Source organism: Pseudoxanthomonas sp. GW835-FHT14C01 (genome assembly GCF_058793715.1).
Genome location: NZ_JBXAGB010000001.1, coordinates 1,213,753 through 1,229,409, shown reverse-complemented (window position 1 = coordinate 1,229,409; position 15,657 = coordinate 1,213,753). Strand labels below are relative to the sequence as shown.

The window sequence follows — 15,657 nt, the reverse complement described above, 5'->3', positions numbered from 1 at the left end:
TGGCGGCATGACCGAAGCGACCCCGACGCCCCTGCCGCCCTGCGACCTCGCGATCATCGGCGGCGGCGCCGGTGGCGTGCTGGCGGCGATGCAGGCGCTGCGCCTGGCCACCACGCCACTGCGCATCGTGATGATCGAACCGCGCGAGGTGCTGGCGCAGGGCGTGGCCTATGCGACCACCTACGGCGAGCACGTCCTCAACGTCCCCGCCGCGCGCATGAGCGCGTTCGACGACCGCCCTGCGGATTTCCTCGATTATGTCGTCGCCACCACGCCGCCCGGTGGCCCGGACCGCGAGGCCTTGGCGCACGCCTTCATCGCGCGCCGTCGCTATGGCGACTATCTGCGCACCCGCCTGCAGGAAACCATCGCCGCCAGCCCCGCCTCGCTGCAGATCGTGCAGGACAGCGTGTCCGAACTCGATGCGCGCGACGATGGTGCGACGCTGCATCTGGCCGCACACGGTGCGCTGGACGCACGCGGCGTGGTACTCGCCGTCGGCAACACGCCGAAGCCGCTGCCGGCGCGCGGCGCGCCCCAGCTGCCCGAGGGCCGTTCGCTGGCAGCGTGGGATTTCGATGCGGTGAAGGGCATGCCGGCCGATGCCGAAATCTGCATCGTCGGTTCCGGCCTGAGCATGGTCGACACCGTGCTCAGCCTGGCCGACAACGGCCACACCGGCACGATCCACGTGCTGTCGCGGCACGCGCTGCTGCCTTTGCCTCACTGCCACGGCGCCGCCGCCACGTTCGACCCGACCCTGTTGCAGGCGATGGACCTGCGCGCGCGCATGCGCTTCCTGCGCGAGGCGGCGAAGCAGGCGGTCGCCGACGGCCTGCCGTGGCAGGCGGCGATGGAGCGCATCCGTCCGTATGGACAGGCGCTGTGGCAATCGCTGTCGATCGCCGACCAGCGCCGCTTCCTGCGCCATGTCGTGCGCCAGTGGGACGTGCACCGACACCGGATCGCGCCGGAAGTGCACGCCACGCTGCAGGCCCTGCTCGACCGCGGCCAGCTGCGCCTGCATCGCGGCCGGCTGGACACGGTGATGAACGAGGGCCGCGGCCTGCGCGTGACCACGCACACCCGCGACGGACGTACCGACGAGTTCGATGTCGACTATGTGGTCAACGCCACCGGCGTGGAAATGCGCGCGCAGACCATGCGCAACCCGCTGCTGCACGACGTGCTGGGCAAGGGCCATGCGCAACCGGGACCGCACGGCATCGGCCTGAAGGCGGCCCGTGACGGCCGCATGGTCGATGCGGACGGCGACGCGCAGCCGCGCGTGTTCATCCTCGGCAGCCTGCGCATCGGCTGCGTGTGGGAGAGCATCGCCATCCCCGAACTGCGCGGCCAGGCGGAAACGGCCGTACGCGAGCTGCTGTTCCCGAGCCCCTGATCCGCCGCCGCGACGCGCGGCAGCCGGTACACTCGACCACTCGTCGAGCGCCGGGGAGAGGGCGTTGGTTTCCAGCTGGATCCTGCTGTTGGTGTCGGTCGGCTATGCCGCGCTGCTGTTCGGCGTGGCGTGGTGGGGCGACCGTCGCCCGATGTATCCCAACCGCCCCTGGCTGCGTCCGGTCGTCTACAGCCTGGCGCTGGCGGTGTACTGCTCGTCGTGGACCTTCTACGGCGCGGTCGGCAGTGCGGTGCGCAACGGCCTGGGCTACCTGCCGATCTACCTGGGACCGGTCCTGTTGCTGCTGTTCGGCTGGCGCATCATCGAGCGGCTGGCGCTGATCGCGCGCAGCGAGAACACCGTCTCCATCGCCGACTTCATTTCTTCGCGCTACGGCCGCTCGCGCCGGCTGGCCGCGCTGGTCACGGTGATCGCACTGATCGGCGTAGTGCCCTACCTGGCGCTGCAGTACAAGGCCGTGGCGATGAGCCTGAGCGTGCTGAGCGGCGATGGCGGCGACAGCACGCACGGCTTCTTCACCGATCCCGCGCTGTATGTGGCGCTGCTGATGGCGCTGTTCGCGGCGCTGTTCGGCACCCGTCAGGTCGATGCCACCGAACACCACCACGGCATGATGCTGGCGATTTCGCTGGAATCAGTGGTCAAGCTGGTGGCGATGATCGCGGTGGGCGTGTTCGCCTACCTGTGGCTGGACGACAATGCCTTCCGCGTGACCGATTCGGCGCGCACGCTGTTCGAGAACGCGCCGCCGGTCGGCTTCATCGCGCAGACGCTGCTCGGCTTCCTCGCCATCGTCTGCCTGCCGCGCCAGTTCCATGTGGCGGTGGTGGAATGCAGCGACGTGGGCGACATCCGCAAGGCGCGCTGGCTCTTCGGCGGCTACCTCGCGCTGTTCTCGCTGATGGTCGTACCGGTCGCGGCCGCGGGCGCGTCGCTGTTCGGGGGCACCAGCGTGGCCGACGACAGCTACGTGCTGGCGCTGCCGCTGGCGGAAGGACGCACCGCGCTGGCGATCATCGCCTACGTGGGCGGGTTCTCCGCCGCCACCGGCATGGTGATCGTGGCGAGCATCGCGCTGGCCACGATGGTCAGCAACGACCTGATCATGCCGCTGCTGCTGCGGCGCGGCTGGGCACAGCACCATGCGGAAGCGGACGTCGCCTCGCGCGTGCTGTGGATCCGCCGCGTGGCCATCCTGCTGCTGGCGCTGACGGCGTATTCCTACTACCGCAGCAGCAGCAACGACAGCACGCTGGCCTCGTACGGCCTGATGGCGTTCGCCGCCGTCGCGCAGTTCGCGCCCGGCCTGATCGGCGGCCTGTACTGGCGCGGCGCAAGCCGGCGCGGCGTGGAAGCCGGCATGGTGCTCGGCTTCGCCACCTGGATCTACACGCTGCTGCTGCCGACGATGACGCAGGCCGGCTGGTTCGGCCTGACCTGGCTGCACGACGGTCCGTTCGGCCTCCACTGGCTGCGCCCGCAGCAGCTGTTCGGCCTGAGCGGGTGGGACACGCTGACGCACGGCACGTTCTGGTCGCTGCTGGTCAACACCGGCACGATGATGATCGTCTCCGCCCGTTCGCGCCCCGGCGTGGACGAACGCCTGCGCGCCGCGCCGTTCCTTGATCCGTACGCGCAGCGGCCTGCGCTGGTCGCCGGCGAATGGCCAGGCAGCGTCCGCGTCGGCGACCTGCGCACGCTGGCCGAGCGCGTGGTCGGCGAACGCCATGCACGCCGTGCGTTCGCGGAACAGGCGCAGGTACTGGAGCGCGAGATGCAACCGAACGCGCCGGCCGACCGCGCGTGGGTGCAGTTCACCGAGCGCCTGCTCGCCGCCGCGATCGGCGCCGCCTCCGCACGCATCGTGCTGACCAGTGTGCTGCGCGGCTCGGGCATGGAGCTGGGCGAAGTGGTCGCCGTGCTCGACCAGGCCGGCCAGGAGCTGCGCTTCAACCGCGAGATCCTCTCCACCACGCTGGAGAACATCAGCGCCGGCGTCAGCGTGGTCGATCCGGACATGCGCCTGGTCGCGTGGAACCGCCGCTACCAGCAGATGTTCGGCTATCCCGACGGCATGCTGTACGTCTGACGCCCGGTCGCCGACCTGATTCGCTACAACGCCGAGCGCGGCGAACTCGGCGACGGCGACATCGATGCGCAGATCAACAAGCGTATCCGCTACATGCGCGCCGGTTCGCCGCACATCTTCGAACGCGTGCGCGCCGACGGCCAGGTGATCGAGATGCGTGGCCAACCGCTCCCCGGGGGCGGCTATGTCACCAGCTACAACGACATCACCGATTTCAAGCACGCCGAAGCGCAGCTGCTGGAAACCAACGAGACGCTGGAACAGCGCGTGGCCGAGCGCAGCGAGGCGGCCGAGCACGCGCAGCAGTCGCGCACGCGCTTCCTGGCGGCGATCAGCCATGACGTGCTGCAGCCGCTCAATGCGGCGCGCCTGTTCGTCAGCGCGCTGCGCGACAGCGAACAAGGAGCCGACGACCAGGCGCAGGAGCGCAAGCACCTGGCCGAACGCGTGGATGCCTCGCTGCGCGCGGCCGAAGAACTGCTGGACGGCCTGCTCGACGTGTCGCGCCTGGACGCCGGCGGGCTGCAGACACAGATCACCGATTTCGACGCGGGCGAACTGCTGCGCGAGCTCGCGGCGCAGTACGCACCGGTCGCGGCGGGCCGCGGCCTGAAACTGCACGTGCATGCGCGCGCGATCCCCGTCCGCAGCGACCGCCGCCTGCTGCGGCGCGTGCTGCAGAACTTCCTCGCCAATGCACTGCGCTACACGCGCGAGGGTCGCATCGTGATCGGCATGCGTGCGCAGGGCGAGCGGATCGCGCTGCAAGTCTGGGATACCGGCCCGGGCATCCCCGAGAACCACATGCGGCAGATCTACGACGAATTCCACCGCTACCAGCAACCCTTCGACTGGGGCGAGCGCGGCCTGGGCCTTGGCCTGTCGATCTGCCAGCGCATCTCGCGCCTGCTCCGGCACGAGCTGGATGCACGCAGCACGGTGGACCGCGGCAGCATGTTCTCCATCGTCGTACCGCGCGGCGCCGCGCTCAGCGAGCGACGCACATCGTCGCGGCGCACGCTGTCCAGCGAGTCGCTGGCCGGCCTGCGCGTGCTGTGCGTGGACAACGACCGCGAAATCATCGACGGCATGCAGGCCCTGCTCGGCCGCTGGCAGGTGGAGGTCATCACCGCCACGACGGTGGACGAAGCACTGGAGAAGGTAGGCGAAAGTCCAACCGTCATGCTGGTCGACTACCACCTGCACGACCGCCTCGACGGCCTGGCCACGCTGGATGCCCTGCGCGCCGCCAGCCCCGGCCCCATCGCCGGCGCCCTGCTCACCGCCGACGGCCGCGATGAACTGAAGCGCGAAGCGCGCGAGCGGGGCTATCGGTTACTGACCAAACCAGTCAAGCCCGCCTCGCTGCGCGCGTTCCTCGCAGCGCATCACGTGCCTGCACCGTCACTAGCGAGCGAATGAACGACGCAGCAGGCATGGACTCATGCCCGAGGCACATTGGCCGAGACGCTACCCCGCCGCCACGTTATCACCCCCTATACACCCTGATATCCCAAGGCTGCACCGCATTGTCGGATAACGCACGCGCCAAGAAGGCAGACCTCAGTTCATGGCCTCGCAAGGCACGGATCGGAAAGCCGTTAAGCCGTTGACGCCCACCCCGGCCTGACTGAATACTCGGCGTTATCACCCCATGTATGGGGTCTAATAGGTGTTAGGCCCCGATTGAACATCAATGCACTCATTGCGATTTCGACCATGCTCGTACCTGGCCTTCTCTATCTGGGAAAAATCTCTGCACTCAAGGACTCGAAGCGCTGGTTGCAGTTGAGTGTCTCGGCACTGGCTGTAGCGTTGGCTGCTTGGGTCATTGCTCTTCTCGGGTGGACTAATCAAGTCTTTGCTGTCGCAGCCTCAATTCCGCTCTTGCATCTCCTTCTGTTTCGCGCGTGCCATGCGCTATTCGTCAGACTGAAGAATCGGGAGCCAAAAGACGCCTCTCTTGTCTTTACTTCCGGATTGGCCGCTGACCGAGCCTTCGCTCTCGTGTATGTTCTTTTGGCAGTAGCCCTGGCGTTTGCACTTGTTGGGCCACTCATCTGGGGCGCAGGTGCTGCCGCCTAACAATTCATTCAAGCCGACGCCGCTTCGCGGCGCGGCTTAACTCAGGCGTTAGCGGGCATGACTAAACATACCTTCTGCTCCTTACTCATCGCCGTCTTTCTGGTCGGCTGCACTAACGACACATTAGATGCGTCGTACGACTCAACGTCAGATGCTGTAGCCGCTCAGGCAGTCTCGAAAGGCTGGATACCCCCATGGCTGCCACCGGAAGCGTCGAACCTCATGGAGGTTCATAACTTGGACTCAAGTTCGAGCGCACTGTCGTTCAAGATCCCGGATGGACAAGTATGGGAGCTTCCGTCTCATTGCCGCCCCGTTGGGTTCAGTGACACAAGCCCCTCCAAGTTCTCTCGGTCATGGTGGCCATCGACAGAAGAGCTAGGATCTTCCTTCGACTTCTTTCAATGCCAAGCGGATGCCTCACCAGATTTCACTTTTGTAGCAATCCATAAAATGGGCGGCCGCGGCTTGCACTGGCGCGCGTATGCCCGCTAACAATTCATTCAAGCCGACGCCGCTTCGCGGCGCGGCTTAATTCAGGTGTTAGGCCGCTGATGAGCGTTGTCGTTGTTTATGGTTTTTCCGGTCAGTACTCGGGATCGTCCGAGTACGAGTGGTCGCATCCGCATGTTGGCGTCACCCACAAGTGCATGCTGTTCCTGCTACAAGAGACTGACTTAGATGCTTATCCAGATGCTCTGGTCGAGTGCGAGCGGTATGGCTTCTCGGAGATCCAGTTCTCTGGTTGTGGAAAGCTCCAGACAGAAGTGCTCAACACGGATACGTACCGTGGCTTTTCGGGCTTCTATGAGGAGGCTCTGAGCAGTGGCAGCGCGCTGTTGTATTACCCAAACGACGCTACCCAGTGATCGGGACGCGGCCTAACAATTCGTTCAAGCCGAAGTCGCGTCGCGGCTCGGCTTAATTCAGGCGTTAGGCCCGCAAGGAACTGCGCCACATGGACAGGAACAACTTTCTTATCCAACTCTCTGAAAGCGACCGCACAGCTCACGGTCGTGTTGATTTCGCGGCCCAAACACCTCAGCAGCGGGTGTTCTCGGCCATCTGGGCACTTGAGAGCCAAGTCAATAGCGGCGGCTTTGAGAGCTTCTTTGAGTACGAAGATCCTGCCTTGGTCGCGTTCGCACCAGAAGCGCTGCAGAGAATTGGCGCGATCAGCTGTGCGGACATAGTCCGTCGTGCCGCCTCCGCAGCCCCTGGCCACCTGGACGATCTTGACTCTGAGTTCTATGCCTACCCAGACGATCTGACTGACTTGCTGTACAAGTACGTGGCGGCCAATCCAGACACATTCGGCCCCACCGCTGGCGGGGCCTAACAATTCATTCAAGCCGAGCCGCTTCGCGGCGCGACCTAACTCAGGTGTTAGGGGGGCTAAGTGAGTCTTTTCAAACAACAACCCAATCATCCGTACCGCAACCTACTCGTTTCTACGCTAATTGGCGTCTTCGCAGGCAGCTTCCTTTACTCGATCTTGCTCGCCACGTTTCATTCAACATCCTGGCGGCAAGCGGCGACCCTTATCGCAGATTCGCTATTCACGTCATTCATTGCGTATGTATTTGCTGCCGCCGCGCTCATGGTGTATGCCCTGCCGCTTATGTGGTGCTGCCTGCGGATGCGCGTTGCCGGACCAGCTGTCGCTCTAGCCATTGCCACGCTTCCAGGCATCTTCCTACTTGTTGTTGGCGGGAGCTATCAGGGACTCATGTGGATTCCCATTCTGATCTCCGTATCCACAGGCATCTGTTTCGTACTGCTGGCTTATCGTGGCGCGCCCCTAACAGATCAGTAGGCCCCCATGAGAACTATCAGATTCGTTGCTAGGATTCTCTGCACCATCGGCATCTTGATTGTAGGGGTCTATACGACAATCGCTATTGCGGTCGCGTTCTTCATCGTTACTGACACACGCGCTCCCGGCGATGTCATGCTCTACGACAGTGCCACCCCGACTCTTTTGCAAACGTTGATCTTCATTGGGGTCGGCTCAACATTCGTTTGGCGGCCTTGCGTTTCTGCGTCACAAGCTGTCCGGATATGACTGAAGTTGATCCGATGTTGCATGCCACAACTATGGCCCAACAGCTCATTCAAGCCCCAGCCGCGTCGCGGAAAGACATAGGGCGTAGTCCTTCCATGTCCGGTCGATCGACGGCGCGAGACGGCCATACCCGATCAACATAAGGTCCTGACAGGGGCACAAGCTTGGGTGAGCGGTCATATCCCAGAGGGCCGCATCACGCCATACCAAGCCACGCATCTTGCGCGTACGATCGTCGGATACTCTATCGGAGGCTTTCATGCAGAAGGACAACTACTGGTTCCAGGCCAAGCGCTACGGATGGGGCTGGGGCATGCCATTGCGATGGCAGGGCTGGCTGGTCTATGGCGTGGCGCTGGGGCTGCTGGTTTCGATCTTCCTCTTCTTTCCTCCCCAACGTAATGTCGTGCCCTTCCTGATCGGCACGTGGGCCGTGCTGCTGGCGCTTGTCGCGGTCTGCTGGCTGAAGGGCGAGCCGCCGCGCTGGCGCTGGGGCAAGTAACCACTGCATGTGACCGCGACAAACGCGATGCATCCTGCTTGTCGACCGTCTTTCCAGTAGGGAGCGCAATTGCATGCTGGTATCCCGCAAGCACGCCCTGATCGGTGGCATCGCTGCCATCATCCTCGTCATTGCCTTGCAGGCGTTCAACAGCGCCGGTTGCTATGACCACACCTTGCCGACGTTCCTGCAGGTGCTGGGCACGTTCCTGCTGGTGCCGCTGCTGCCGGCGCTGATCTCGTTGTCGACCGCCAACCCGTTGCGGGCGGTCGGGGCCTGCCTGCTGTTCGCGCCGTGGCTGGTGTTCGCCTATTACACCGACTGCGTGCGGCCTTACCAGGGCGGTGGCGCGTCGATGATCTACGTGGCGGTCCTGCTATGGGGGACGCCCTGCGCCATCGCGGGTGCGCTGCTCACCGGGCCGGTGATGCGGCTGTTCGGCGTGTCGGTGGCACCTCGACGGTAGCCCGCCGCCACGCACCGCCCATCCTCACGAAAGCGTACGCGCCTATTCCGCCTCTTCCGGCGGCAACACGATCCCATCCGGGTCCACCGCCAGGCGGCCAGCGGCCAGCACCGCCTGGGTGCGGTTGGTGACATGCAGCTTGCGCAGGATGGCGGTGACGTGGGCCTTGATGGTGGCTTCCGAGACGCCGAGATCGTAGGCGATCTGCTTGTTGAGGCGGCCGGCGCCGAGCATCTGCAACACCTTGAACTGCTGCGGGGTGAGGTCGCGCAGGCGCTGCGCGGTCTCCTGCTCGTCACGGCTGGTGGCGGGCGCGTTGTGCGCTTCGTCCGGCACCCAGCGTTCGCCGTCCAGCACCGCGCCGATGGCCTGGCCGATGGTGTCCGAGTCGGCGGACTTGGGAATGAAACCGAGCGCACCGTGGTCCAGCGCGCGGCGCATCACCGCCGGCTCCTCGCGCGCCGACACGATGACCACCGGCAACTGCGGATGCAGCGCGCGCAGGTGCACCAGCGCATTGAAGCCGTGCGCACCCGGCATGTTGAGGTCCATCAGCAGCAGGTCGGCATCGGGATGCGCGTCGACCAGCACGTACAGCGCGTCGACGCTGTCGGCCTCGTGCAGCTTCACCCCCGGCATCACGCGCTGCACGGCGCCGCGCAGCGCCTCGCGGAACAGCGGGTGGTCGTCGGCGATCAGCAGGGTGGGCATGGCGTTGCGGTCCATCGTGGGGGAAGGGTAATCCGTGGGGGTCGTGCTGCACAGGTGCGGACGTCTCGTGCCCGCACCGTGCTGGTCCTTCGCCTCCCCGCGAAGGACCGGTCGTACTTACTTGACCTTGCGTTCGGCGACCAGCGATTCCACCACCGACGGGTCGGCCAGCGTGGAGGTGTCGCCCAGCTGCTCGGGGGCGTTCTCGGCGATCTTGCGCAGGATGCGGCGCATGATCTTGCCCGAGCGCGTCTTCGGCAGGCCCGGCGCCCACTGCAGGTGGTCGGGCGTGGCGATCGGGCCGATCTCCTTGCGCACCCACGCCACCAGTTCCTTCAGCAGCTCGTCGCTCTGCGCTTCACCGGCCTTGAGGGTGACGTAGGCGTAGATGCCCTGGCCCTTGATGTCGTGCGGGAAACCGACCACGGCCGCCTCGGCCACCTTCGGATGCGCGACCAGCGCGCTTTCCACTTCGGCGGTGCCGATACGGTGGCCGGAGACGTTGATGACGTCGTCGACGCGGCCGGTGATCCAGTAGTAGCCGTCCTCGTCGCGACGGCAGCCATCACCGGTGAAGTAGGTGCCGGGATAGGTGCGGAAGTAGGTGTCGATGAAGCGCTGGTGGTCGCCGTACACGGTGCGCATCTGGCCCGGCCAGGAATCCAGCAGCACCAGGTTGCCTTCGGTGGCGCCGTCGAGCTGTTCGCCATTGGCGTCGACCAGTGCCGGCTTCACGCCGAAGAACGGCAGCGTGGCCGAACCGGGCTTGAGGTCGATGGCACCGGCCAACGGGGTGATGAGGATGCCGCCGGTCTCGGTCTGCCACCACGTATCGACGATCGGGCAACGGCCGTCGCCGACCACGTCGTAGTACCAGCGCCAGGCTTCGGGATTGATCGGCTCGCCGACGCTGCCGAGCAGGCGCAGCGAGGCGCGCGAGGTCTTCTTCACCGGCTCTTCGCCTTCGCGCATCAACGCGCGGATGGCGGTGGGCGCAGTGTAGAAGATGGTGACCTTGTGCTTGTCGATCACGTCCCAGAAGCGCGAGACGTTGGGATAGTTGGGCACGCCTTCGAACATCACCGCCGTGGCACCGTTGGCCAGCGGGCCGTAGACGATGTAGCTGTGGCCGGTGACCCAGCCCACGTCGGCCGTGCACCAGTAGATGTCGTCCTCGCGCAGGTCGAACACGGCCTCATGCGTGTAGCTGGCATACAGCAGGTAGCCGCCGGTGGTGTGCAGCACGCCTTTCGGCTTGCCGGTGGAGCCGGAGGTGTAAAGGATGAAGAGCGGGTCCTCGGCGTTCATACGCTCGGGCTCGCACTCGGCCGGCTGCGCGTCGACCACGGCGTCGAACCAGCGGTCGCGCGGCATCTGCATGTCGACCGCGCCGCCGGTGTGGCGCACGACCAGGACGGTTTCCACCGAGTTCGTGCCGGGAAGTTTGAGGGCAGCGTCGACGTTCGCCTTCAGCGGCACCTTCTTGCCGCCGCGCAGGCCTTCGTCGGCGGTGATGATCAGCTTGCTGCTGCAGTCGGCCACGCGGTCGGCGATGGAATTGGGCGCGAAGCCGCCGAACACCACCGAGTGGATGGCGCCGATGCGCACACACGCCAGCATGGCGACGGCGGCGTCGGGGATCATCGGCAGATAGATGGTGACGCGGTCGCCCTTCTGCACGCCCAGTGCGCGCAGCGCGTTGGCCAGCTTGCAGGTGCGTTCGTACAGTTCGCGGTAGGTGACGCCGTAGGACGGCGTGTCGGGGCCGTCGGGTTCGAACAGCAGGGCGACCTTGTCGCCGCGCTCGGCCAGCTGGCGGTCCAGGCAGTTGACGCTGGCATTGAGTTCGCCGTCGGCGAACCAGCGGATGCGGAAGTCATCAAGCGCGTAGTTGACGTCCTTGATCTGCGTGGGCTTCTTGAACCAGTCCAGCCGCTCGGCCGCCTTGCCCCAGAACGCCTCCGGATCGTCGATCGACGCCTGGTAGTCGCGCGCGTACTGCTCGCGCGTGATGCGTGTCTTGGCGGCGAATTCCGGCTTGACCGGATACAGGTCAGTCATGAGGTCCTCCCGGGACGTTCAAGGGATGCGTCGATTCTGAAGCAAGCTGGCCGGAAGGCGCGCGTCCCGAGGGACGACGTTGGCGCATCCGGGGTATCGAGTTTGACGCATGCCGGCGTGCGGCATTGCAGCATCCGGCTTAGACGATGGTCTTAAAGTACGCGCGCCGCGCCCTGCGACAGAACGCCGCACCCCTGTTTTTGCAGGGGTTTGCTTTTGCTGCACCGCCGTTACGACTAATGGCGAATAGGCGGTGCCGGCACGCAGGCGCAAGTCTCCCCTCAGCCGCGCAACGCGGCCATCAACCTTTCGGGAGGGGTTATGACCCAACGTTCCGCACTCGCGCGACGGCCACTGGCTGCCGCGCTGTTCGTCGCCTTGATCGCGCCGGGGATGGCGTTCGCACAGACCGCCAAGGAAAAGGCGCTGGAGGCCCGCGTGGCCGACCTGGAGCGGCAGGTGCAACTGCTGCTGTCCGCACAGCAGCAGCAACAGACGCAGATCACCACCACGCAGGAGCAGGTGACGCAGGTGCAGGCCAAGCAGGCCGCCGCACCGGCCGCGTTGCCCGCGGGCAAGCAGCCGATCCAGAGCACCACCATCCTGACCGCCGCCAATCCGGGCACCACGTTCTCGTACGGCGGCTTCATCAAGATGGACGCGATGGTCACCGACACCAGCGACGGCCGCATCGCCGACGGCAACTCCGGCCGCCTGTTCTACGTGCCCAGCACCATCCCGGTGGGCGGCCCGACCGCCGACGGCGGCGATCCGTACACCGACTTCCATGCGCAGTTCTCGCGCTTCTGGCTGAGCGCCGACCATGTCACCGACAACGGCGACAAGTTCAAGGGCTTCGTGGAGATGGACTTCTTCGGCGGCGGCAGCAATGCGCTGGCCGGCAACGAGACCGCGACCAATACCTACGCCGTCAGCCTGCGCCACGCCTACGTGACCTGGAACAACTGGCTGGCCGGCCAGACCTGGTCCAACTTCATGGACGTGGCCGCGCTGCCGGACGCGGTGGACTTCGTCGGCCCCACCGACGGCACGGTGTTCGTCCGGCAGGCGCAGGTGCGCTACACCAAGGGCCCGTGGTCGTTCTCGGCCGAGAACCCGCAGACCACCGTCACCCCGTACCTCACCGGCACCCGCTTCAACAGCGGCGACAACGTCATGCCCGACCTCACCGCGCGCTGGCTGACCAAGGGCGACTGGGGCCATTTCACCGTCGCCGGCATGGTGCGCCAGTTCAAGGTGCTGGACGACACCGACACCGGTGCGTCGGTCAGCGTCTCGGGCAAGTTCAACCTGGGCAAGAACGACGACATCCGCTATGCGGTGAACGCCGGCCAGGGCATCGGCCGCTACCTCGCCTTCGGCGTGGGCAGCGACGTGGTGACCGAGGCGAACGGGGATATCAGCGCGCTGGACGGTTACGGCGGTTTCGTCGCCTGGCGGCACGTGTTCAGTCCGAAAGTCCGTACCAACCTGATGTATGCGGCCTCGCATTTCGACAACGACGCCGCGCTGACCGGCTTCGGCGTCACCGAGCGCACGCAGTCCATGCATGCCAACCTGATCTACTCGCCGTTTCCGAAACTGGACATCGGCGCGGAGCTCATCTACGGGCAGCGTTCGCTTGAGGACGACCGCGAGGGCGACCTGAAGCGTCTGCACACCACCGTCAAATACACATTCTGAGGGGAATGCACATGAGTTCCACGTCTGCGCAGCATGCGCCGAAGGGCGAGCTGACGAAGGGCCACAAGAAGGTCATCTTCGCCTCCAGCCTCGGCACCGTCTTCGAATGGTACGACTTCTATCTGTACGGGTCGCTGGCGGCGATCATCGCCAAGCAGTTCTTCAGCGGCGTCAACCCGACCACGGGCATGATCTTCGCGCTGCTGGCGTTCGCGGCGGGCTTCTTCGTGCGTCCGTTCGGCGCGGCCTTCTTCGGCAGCCTCGGCGACCGCATCGGCCGCAAGTACACGTTTCTGGTCACCATCCTGATCATGGGCATCTCGACCTTCCTGGTCGGCGTGCTGCCCAACTACGAAACGATCGGCATGGCCGCTCCCGTCATCCTGATCGTGCTGCGTCTGTTGCAGGGCCTGGCGATGGGTGGCGAGTACGGCGGCGCGGCCACCTATGTGGCCGAGCACGCACCGGACGGCAAGCGCGGCCTGTACACGGCCTTCATCCAGACCACCGCGACGCTGGGCCTGTTCCTGTCGCTGCTGGTGATCCTGGCGTGCCGCCTGTCGCTGGGCACCGAGGCGTTCGAAGCCTGGGGCTGGCGCATTCCGTTCCTGGGCTCGATCGTGCTGCTGGGCATTTCGGTGTGGATCCGCATGCAATTGAGCGAGTCCCCGCTGTTCCAGCAGATGAAGGCCGAGGGTAAGGGTTCGAAGACGCCGTTCCGCGATTCGATGAAGGGCGGGAACCTGAAGCTGATGCTGCTGGTGCTGTTCGGCGCCACCGCCGGCCAGGCCGTGGTGTGGTACGCCGGCCAGTTCTACGCGCTGTTCTATCTGCAGAGCATCCTGAAGGTCGACTCCACCGTCGCCTACCTGCTGATCGCCGCCGCGCTGTTCCTGGCCACGCCGTTCTTCCTGTTCTTCGGCTGGCTGTCGGACCGCATCGGCCGCAAGAAGATCATCATGGCCGGCTGTCTGTTGGCCGCGCTGACCTACTTCCCGATCTTCAAGGGCATCACCCACTACGCCAACCCGGGCGTGGAAGAAGCCAGCCGCACCTCGCCGGCCGTCGTGGTCGCCGACAAGGCCACCTGCTCGTTCCAGTTCGACCCGATCCCGGGCACGCGCAAGTTCACCAGCTCGTGCGACCAGGCCACCGCCGCCCTCGCCCGTGCCGGCGTGCCGTACAGCGTGCAGTCGGCACCGGTCGGTTCGCTGGCGCAGGTCAATGTCGGCCAGACGTCGGTGGCATCGTTCGAAGCCGCGGGTCTGGCAGGCGATGAGCTGAAGGCGAAGACGGCAGCGTTCGGCGGCGAACTGAAGACGGCGCTGGGTGCGGCCGGCTACACGGAGAAGGCACCGACGGATCGCATCAACGTGCCGATGACGATCTTCCTGCTGTGGATCCTGGTGATCTACGTGACCATGGTGTACGGCCCGATCGCCGCGTACCTGGTCGAGCTGTTCCCGACGCAGATCCGCTACACCTCGATGTCGCTGCCGTACCACATCGGTAACGGCTGGTTCGGCGGCTTCCTGCCGGCGATCTCCTTCGCGCTGGTCGCGGCCACAGGCAACCTGTACTACGGCCTGTGGTATCCGATCGGCATCGCGGTGATGACGCTGGTCATCGGCACGCTGTTCCTGCGCGAAACCAAGGACGTCGACATCACCAAGTAATACGGGTCCTCCCCCGCCGACCCCTCGCAGGGCCGGCAACCTCGACGCCGGTCCTCGTGGCCGGCGTTTTCCTTTGCATGACGGCGGCCCGCTAAGCTGGCCACCCTTTGCTCCGGGAGCGCCCCATGCCGCTGGTCACCGTCACCGTCCGCGCACCGAAGGACGACGCCTTCAAAGCGTCCATCCTCGACGCCGTGCACGCCGCACTCGTCGCGTCCGGCGTGCCGGCCACCGACCGCTTCCAGCGCGTGCTGGAACTGTCGGCCGAGGATTTCCGTTTCGACCCGTCCTATCCGGACGTCGCGGGGACACGCGATGAGGACTTCGCGCTGATCGAGATCCTGTGGTCGGTCGGCCGCAGCGTGAAGGTCAAGAAGGCGCTGCTGGCCGACCTGATGCAGCGTCTCACCGCCGCGGGCCGCAACCCGGAGAACGTCATGGTCTGCTTCAAGGAAACGACATGGGAGAACTGGGCGTTCGCCGGCGGACGCCTGATCCACACCTGAGGCGATCTACCGCGGTGGCGCGGCCAGTTCCTTTTCGCTGAGGAAGCCGTCGCCATCCGCGTCCTGGCGCCTGAAACGCGCGGCGAGCTGGGCGAGGTGGGCGTCGCGGCTGATCGGCTTGCCGCGACCGCCCGGCAGTTCATCGACGGACAGCACGCCGTCGCGGTTGCGGTCCATGCCATCGAACGCGTAGCTCATCCAGACCTGGTATTCGGCCAGGCTGACACGCCCGTCGCGGTCGGTGTCCATGCGCGCCAGATACTCGCCGGTGGCGGTGACCTGGGCCGACGACGTCATCGGCAGGCAGGCAAGCGCGAGGAGCGGGAGCAGGAAGCGGGGCATGACCGCATTGTAGGCCGGGCGTCGCCG

Annotated in this window: 14 protein-coding genes and 1 pseudogene; 12 read left to right on the top strand and 3 right to left on the bottom strand. The window is 65.6% G+C overall.

All coding sequences use genetic code 11. The features are described 5' to 3' along the window. Positions 1-7: 7 nt before the first annotated feature. From AC1Q5B_RS05365 to AC1Q5B_RS05325, 9 genes and pseudogenes are all read left to right on the top strand, one after another. Positions 8-1,402, top strand: coding sequence for an FAD/NAD(P)-binding protein (locus AC1Q5B_RS05365; protein WP_492630686.1), 1,395 nt, complete (start codon positions 8-10; stop codon positions 1,400-1,402). A 64-nt stretch (positions 1,403-1,466) separates the two neighbouring features. Beyond that, positions 1,467-4,934, top strand: a pseudogene (locus AC1Q5B_RS05360) (hybrid sensor histidine kinase/response regulator). Positions 4,935-5,198: 264 nt separating this feature from the next. Beyond that, entirely contained in the window at positions 5,199-5,597 is a 399-nt protein-coding gene (locus tag AC1Q5B_RS05355; protein ID WP_492630685.1) for a hypothetical protein, read from the top strand. A 57-nt stretch (positions 5,598-5,654) separates the two neighbouring features. After that, positions 5,655-6,092: a YbbD-related protein gene (locus AC1Q5B_RS05350; RefSeq protein ID WP_492630684.1), complete on the top strand. Its 438-nt coding sequence runs from the start codon at positions 5,655-5,657 to the stop codon at positions 6,090-6,092. 59 nt (positions 6,093-6,151) lie between these two features. Further along, entirely contained in the window at positions 6,152-6,466 is a 315-nt protein-coding gene (locus AC1Q5B_RS05345; protein WP_492630683.1) for a hypothetical protein, read from the top strand. A gap of 89 nt (positions 6,467-6,555) precedes the next feature. Next, entirely contained in the window at positions 6,556-6,936 is a 381-nt protein-coding gene (locus AC1Q5B_RS05340; protein WP_492630682.1) for a DMP19 family protein, read from the top strand. A gap of 60 nt (positions 6,937-6,996) precedes the next feature. Further along, positions 6,997-7,413, top strand: coding sequence for a hypothetical protein (locus AC1Q5B_RS05335; RefSeq protein ID WP_492630681.1), 417 nt, complete (start codon positions 6,997-6,999; stop codon positions 7,411-7,413). A gap of 508 nt (positions 7,414-7,921) precedes the next feature. Further along, positions 7,922-8,164: a hypothetical protein gene (locus AC1Q5B_RS05330; protein WP_492630680.1), complete on the top strand. Its 243-nt coding sequence runs from the start codon at positions 7,922-7,924 to the stop codon at positions 8,162-8,164. 73 nt (positions 8,165-8,237) lie between these two features. Continuing rightward, a complete protein-coding gene (locus tag AC1Q5B_RS05325; protein WP_492630679.1) occupies positions 8,238-8,630 on the top strand; it encodes a Na+:solute symporter in 393 nt (130 codons plus the stop codon). Positions 8,631-8,672: 42 nt separating this feature from the next. On the opposite strand, the gene AC1Q5B_RS05320 is transcribed toward AC1Q5B_RS05325, so the two are convergent. Together AC1Q5B_RS05320 and acs are read right to left on the bottom strand one after the other, a co-directional pair. Then, positions 8,673-9,341 (bottom strand): response regulator transcription factor, encoded by a 669-nt coding sequence (locus tag AC1Q5B_RS05320; protein WP_192203304.1) that lies wholly within the window; start codon positions 9,339-9,341, stop codon positions 8,673-8,675. A 117-nt stretch (positions 9,342-9,458) separates the two neighbouring features. Then, positions 9,459-11,402, bottom strand: coding sequence for an acetate--CoA ligase (gene acs, locus AC1Q5B_RS05315; RefSeq protein WP_492630678.1), 1,944 nt, complete (start codon positions 11,400-11,402; stop codon positions 9,459-9,461). A gap of 321 nt (positions 11,403-11,723) precedes the next feature. On the opposite strand from acs, the gene AC1Q5B_RS05310 reads away from it, so the two are divergent. The 3 genes from AC1Q5B_RS05310 (at position 11,724) to AC1Q5B_RS05300 (ending at position 15,288) form a co-directional block, all read left to right on the top strand. Next, positions 11,724-13,106 carry a DcaP family trimeric outer membrane transporter gene (locus AC1Q5B_RS05310; protein ID WP_492630677.1) on the top strand — a complete coding sequence of 461 codons (1,383 nt, stop codon included), beginning with the start codon at positions 11,724-11,726 and terminating at the stop codon, positions 13,104-13,106. Positions 13,107-13,117: 11 nt separating this feature from the next. Further along, positions 13,118-14,782 (top strand): MFS transporter, encoded by a 1,665-nt coding sequence (locus AC1Q5B_RS05305; RefSeq protein ID WP_492630676.1) that lies wholly within the window; start codon positions 13,118-13,120, stop codon positions 14,780-14,782. A 125-nt stretch (positions 14,783-14,907) separates the two neighbouring features. Then, on the top strand, positions 14,908-15,288 hold the full coding sequence (locus AC1Q5B_RS05300; protein WP_492630675.1) for a tautomerase family protein: 381 nt from the start codon (positions 14,908-14,910) through the stop codon (positions 15,286-15,288). 6 nt (positions 15,289-15,294) lie between these two features. On the opposite strand, the gene AC1Q5B_RS05295 is transcribed toward AC1Q5B_RS05300, so the two are convergent. After that, complete coding sequence (locus tag AC1Q5B_RS05295; RefSeq protein WP_492630674.1) at positions 15,295-15,630, bottom strand: EF-hand domain-containing protein; 336 nt, start codon at positions 15,628-15,630, stop codon at positions 15,295-15,297. Positions 15,631-15,657: the final 27 nt, after the last annotated feature.

Bases quoted from the DNA above. Each gene is read 5' to 3' on its own strand.
- AC1Q5B_RS05350 (WP_492630684.1), top strand. From the start codon at position 5,655: ATGACTAAACATACCTTCTGCTCCTTACTCATCGCCGTCTTTCTGGTC.
- AC1Q5B_RS05310 (WP_492630677.1), top strand. From the start codon at position 11,724: ATGACCCAACGTTCCGCACTCGCGCGACGGCCACTGGCTGCCGCGCTG.
- AC1Q5B_RS05325 (WP_492630679.1), top strand. From the start codon at position 8,238: ATGCTGGTATCCCGCAAGCACGCCCTGATCGGTGGCATCGCTGCCATC.
- AC1Q5B_RS05295 (WP_492630674.1), bottom strand. From the start codon at position 15,630: ATGCCCCGCTTCCTGCTCCCGCTCCTCGCGCTTGCCTGCCTGCCGATG.
- AC1Q5B_RS05345 (WP_492630683.1), top strand. From the start codon at position 6,152: ATGAGCGTTGTCGTTGTTTATGGTTTTTCCGGTCAGTACTCGGGATCG.
- AC1Q5B_RS05320 (WP_192203304.1), bottom strand. From the start codon at position 9,341: ATGCCCACCCTGCTGATCGCCGACGACCACCCGCTGTTCCGCGAGGCG.
- AC1Q5B_RS05330 (WP_492630680.1), top strand. From the start codon at position 7,922: ATGCAGAAGGACAACTACTGGTTCCAGGCCAAGCGCTACGGATGGGGC.
- AC1Q5B_RS05305 (WP_492630676.1), top strand. From the start codon at position 13,118: ATGAGTTCCACGTCTGCGCAGCATGCGCCGAAGGGCGAGCTGACGAAG.
- AC1Q5B_RS05340 (WP_492630682.1), top strand. From the start codon at position 6,556: ATGGACAGGAACAACTTTCTTATCCAACTCTCTGAAAGCGACCGCACA.
- acs (WP_492630678.1), bottom strand. From the start codon at position 11,402: ATGACTGACCTGTATCCGGTCAAGCCGGAATTCGCCGCCAAGACACGC.
- AC1Q5B_RS05300 (WP_492630675.1), top strand. From the start codon at position 14,908: ATGCCGCTGGTCACCGTCACCGTCCGCGCACCGAAGGACGACGCCTTC.
- AC1Q5B_RS05365 (WP_492630686.1), top strand. From the start codon at position 8: ATGACCGAAGCGACCCCGACGCCCCTGCCGCCCTGCGACCTCGCGATC.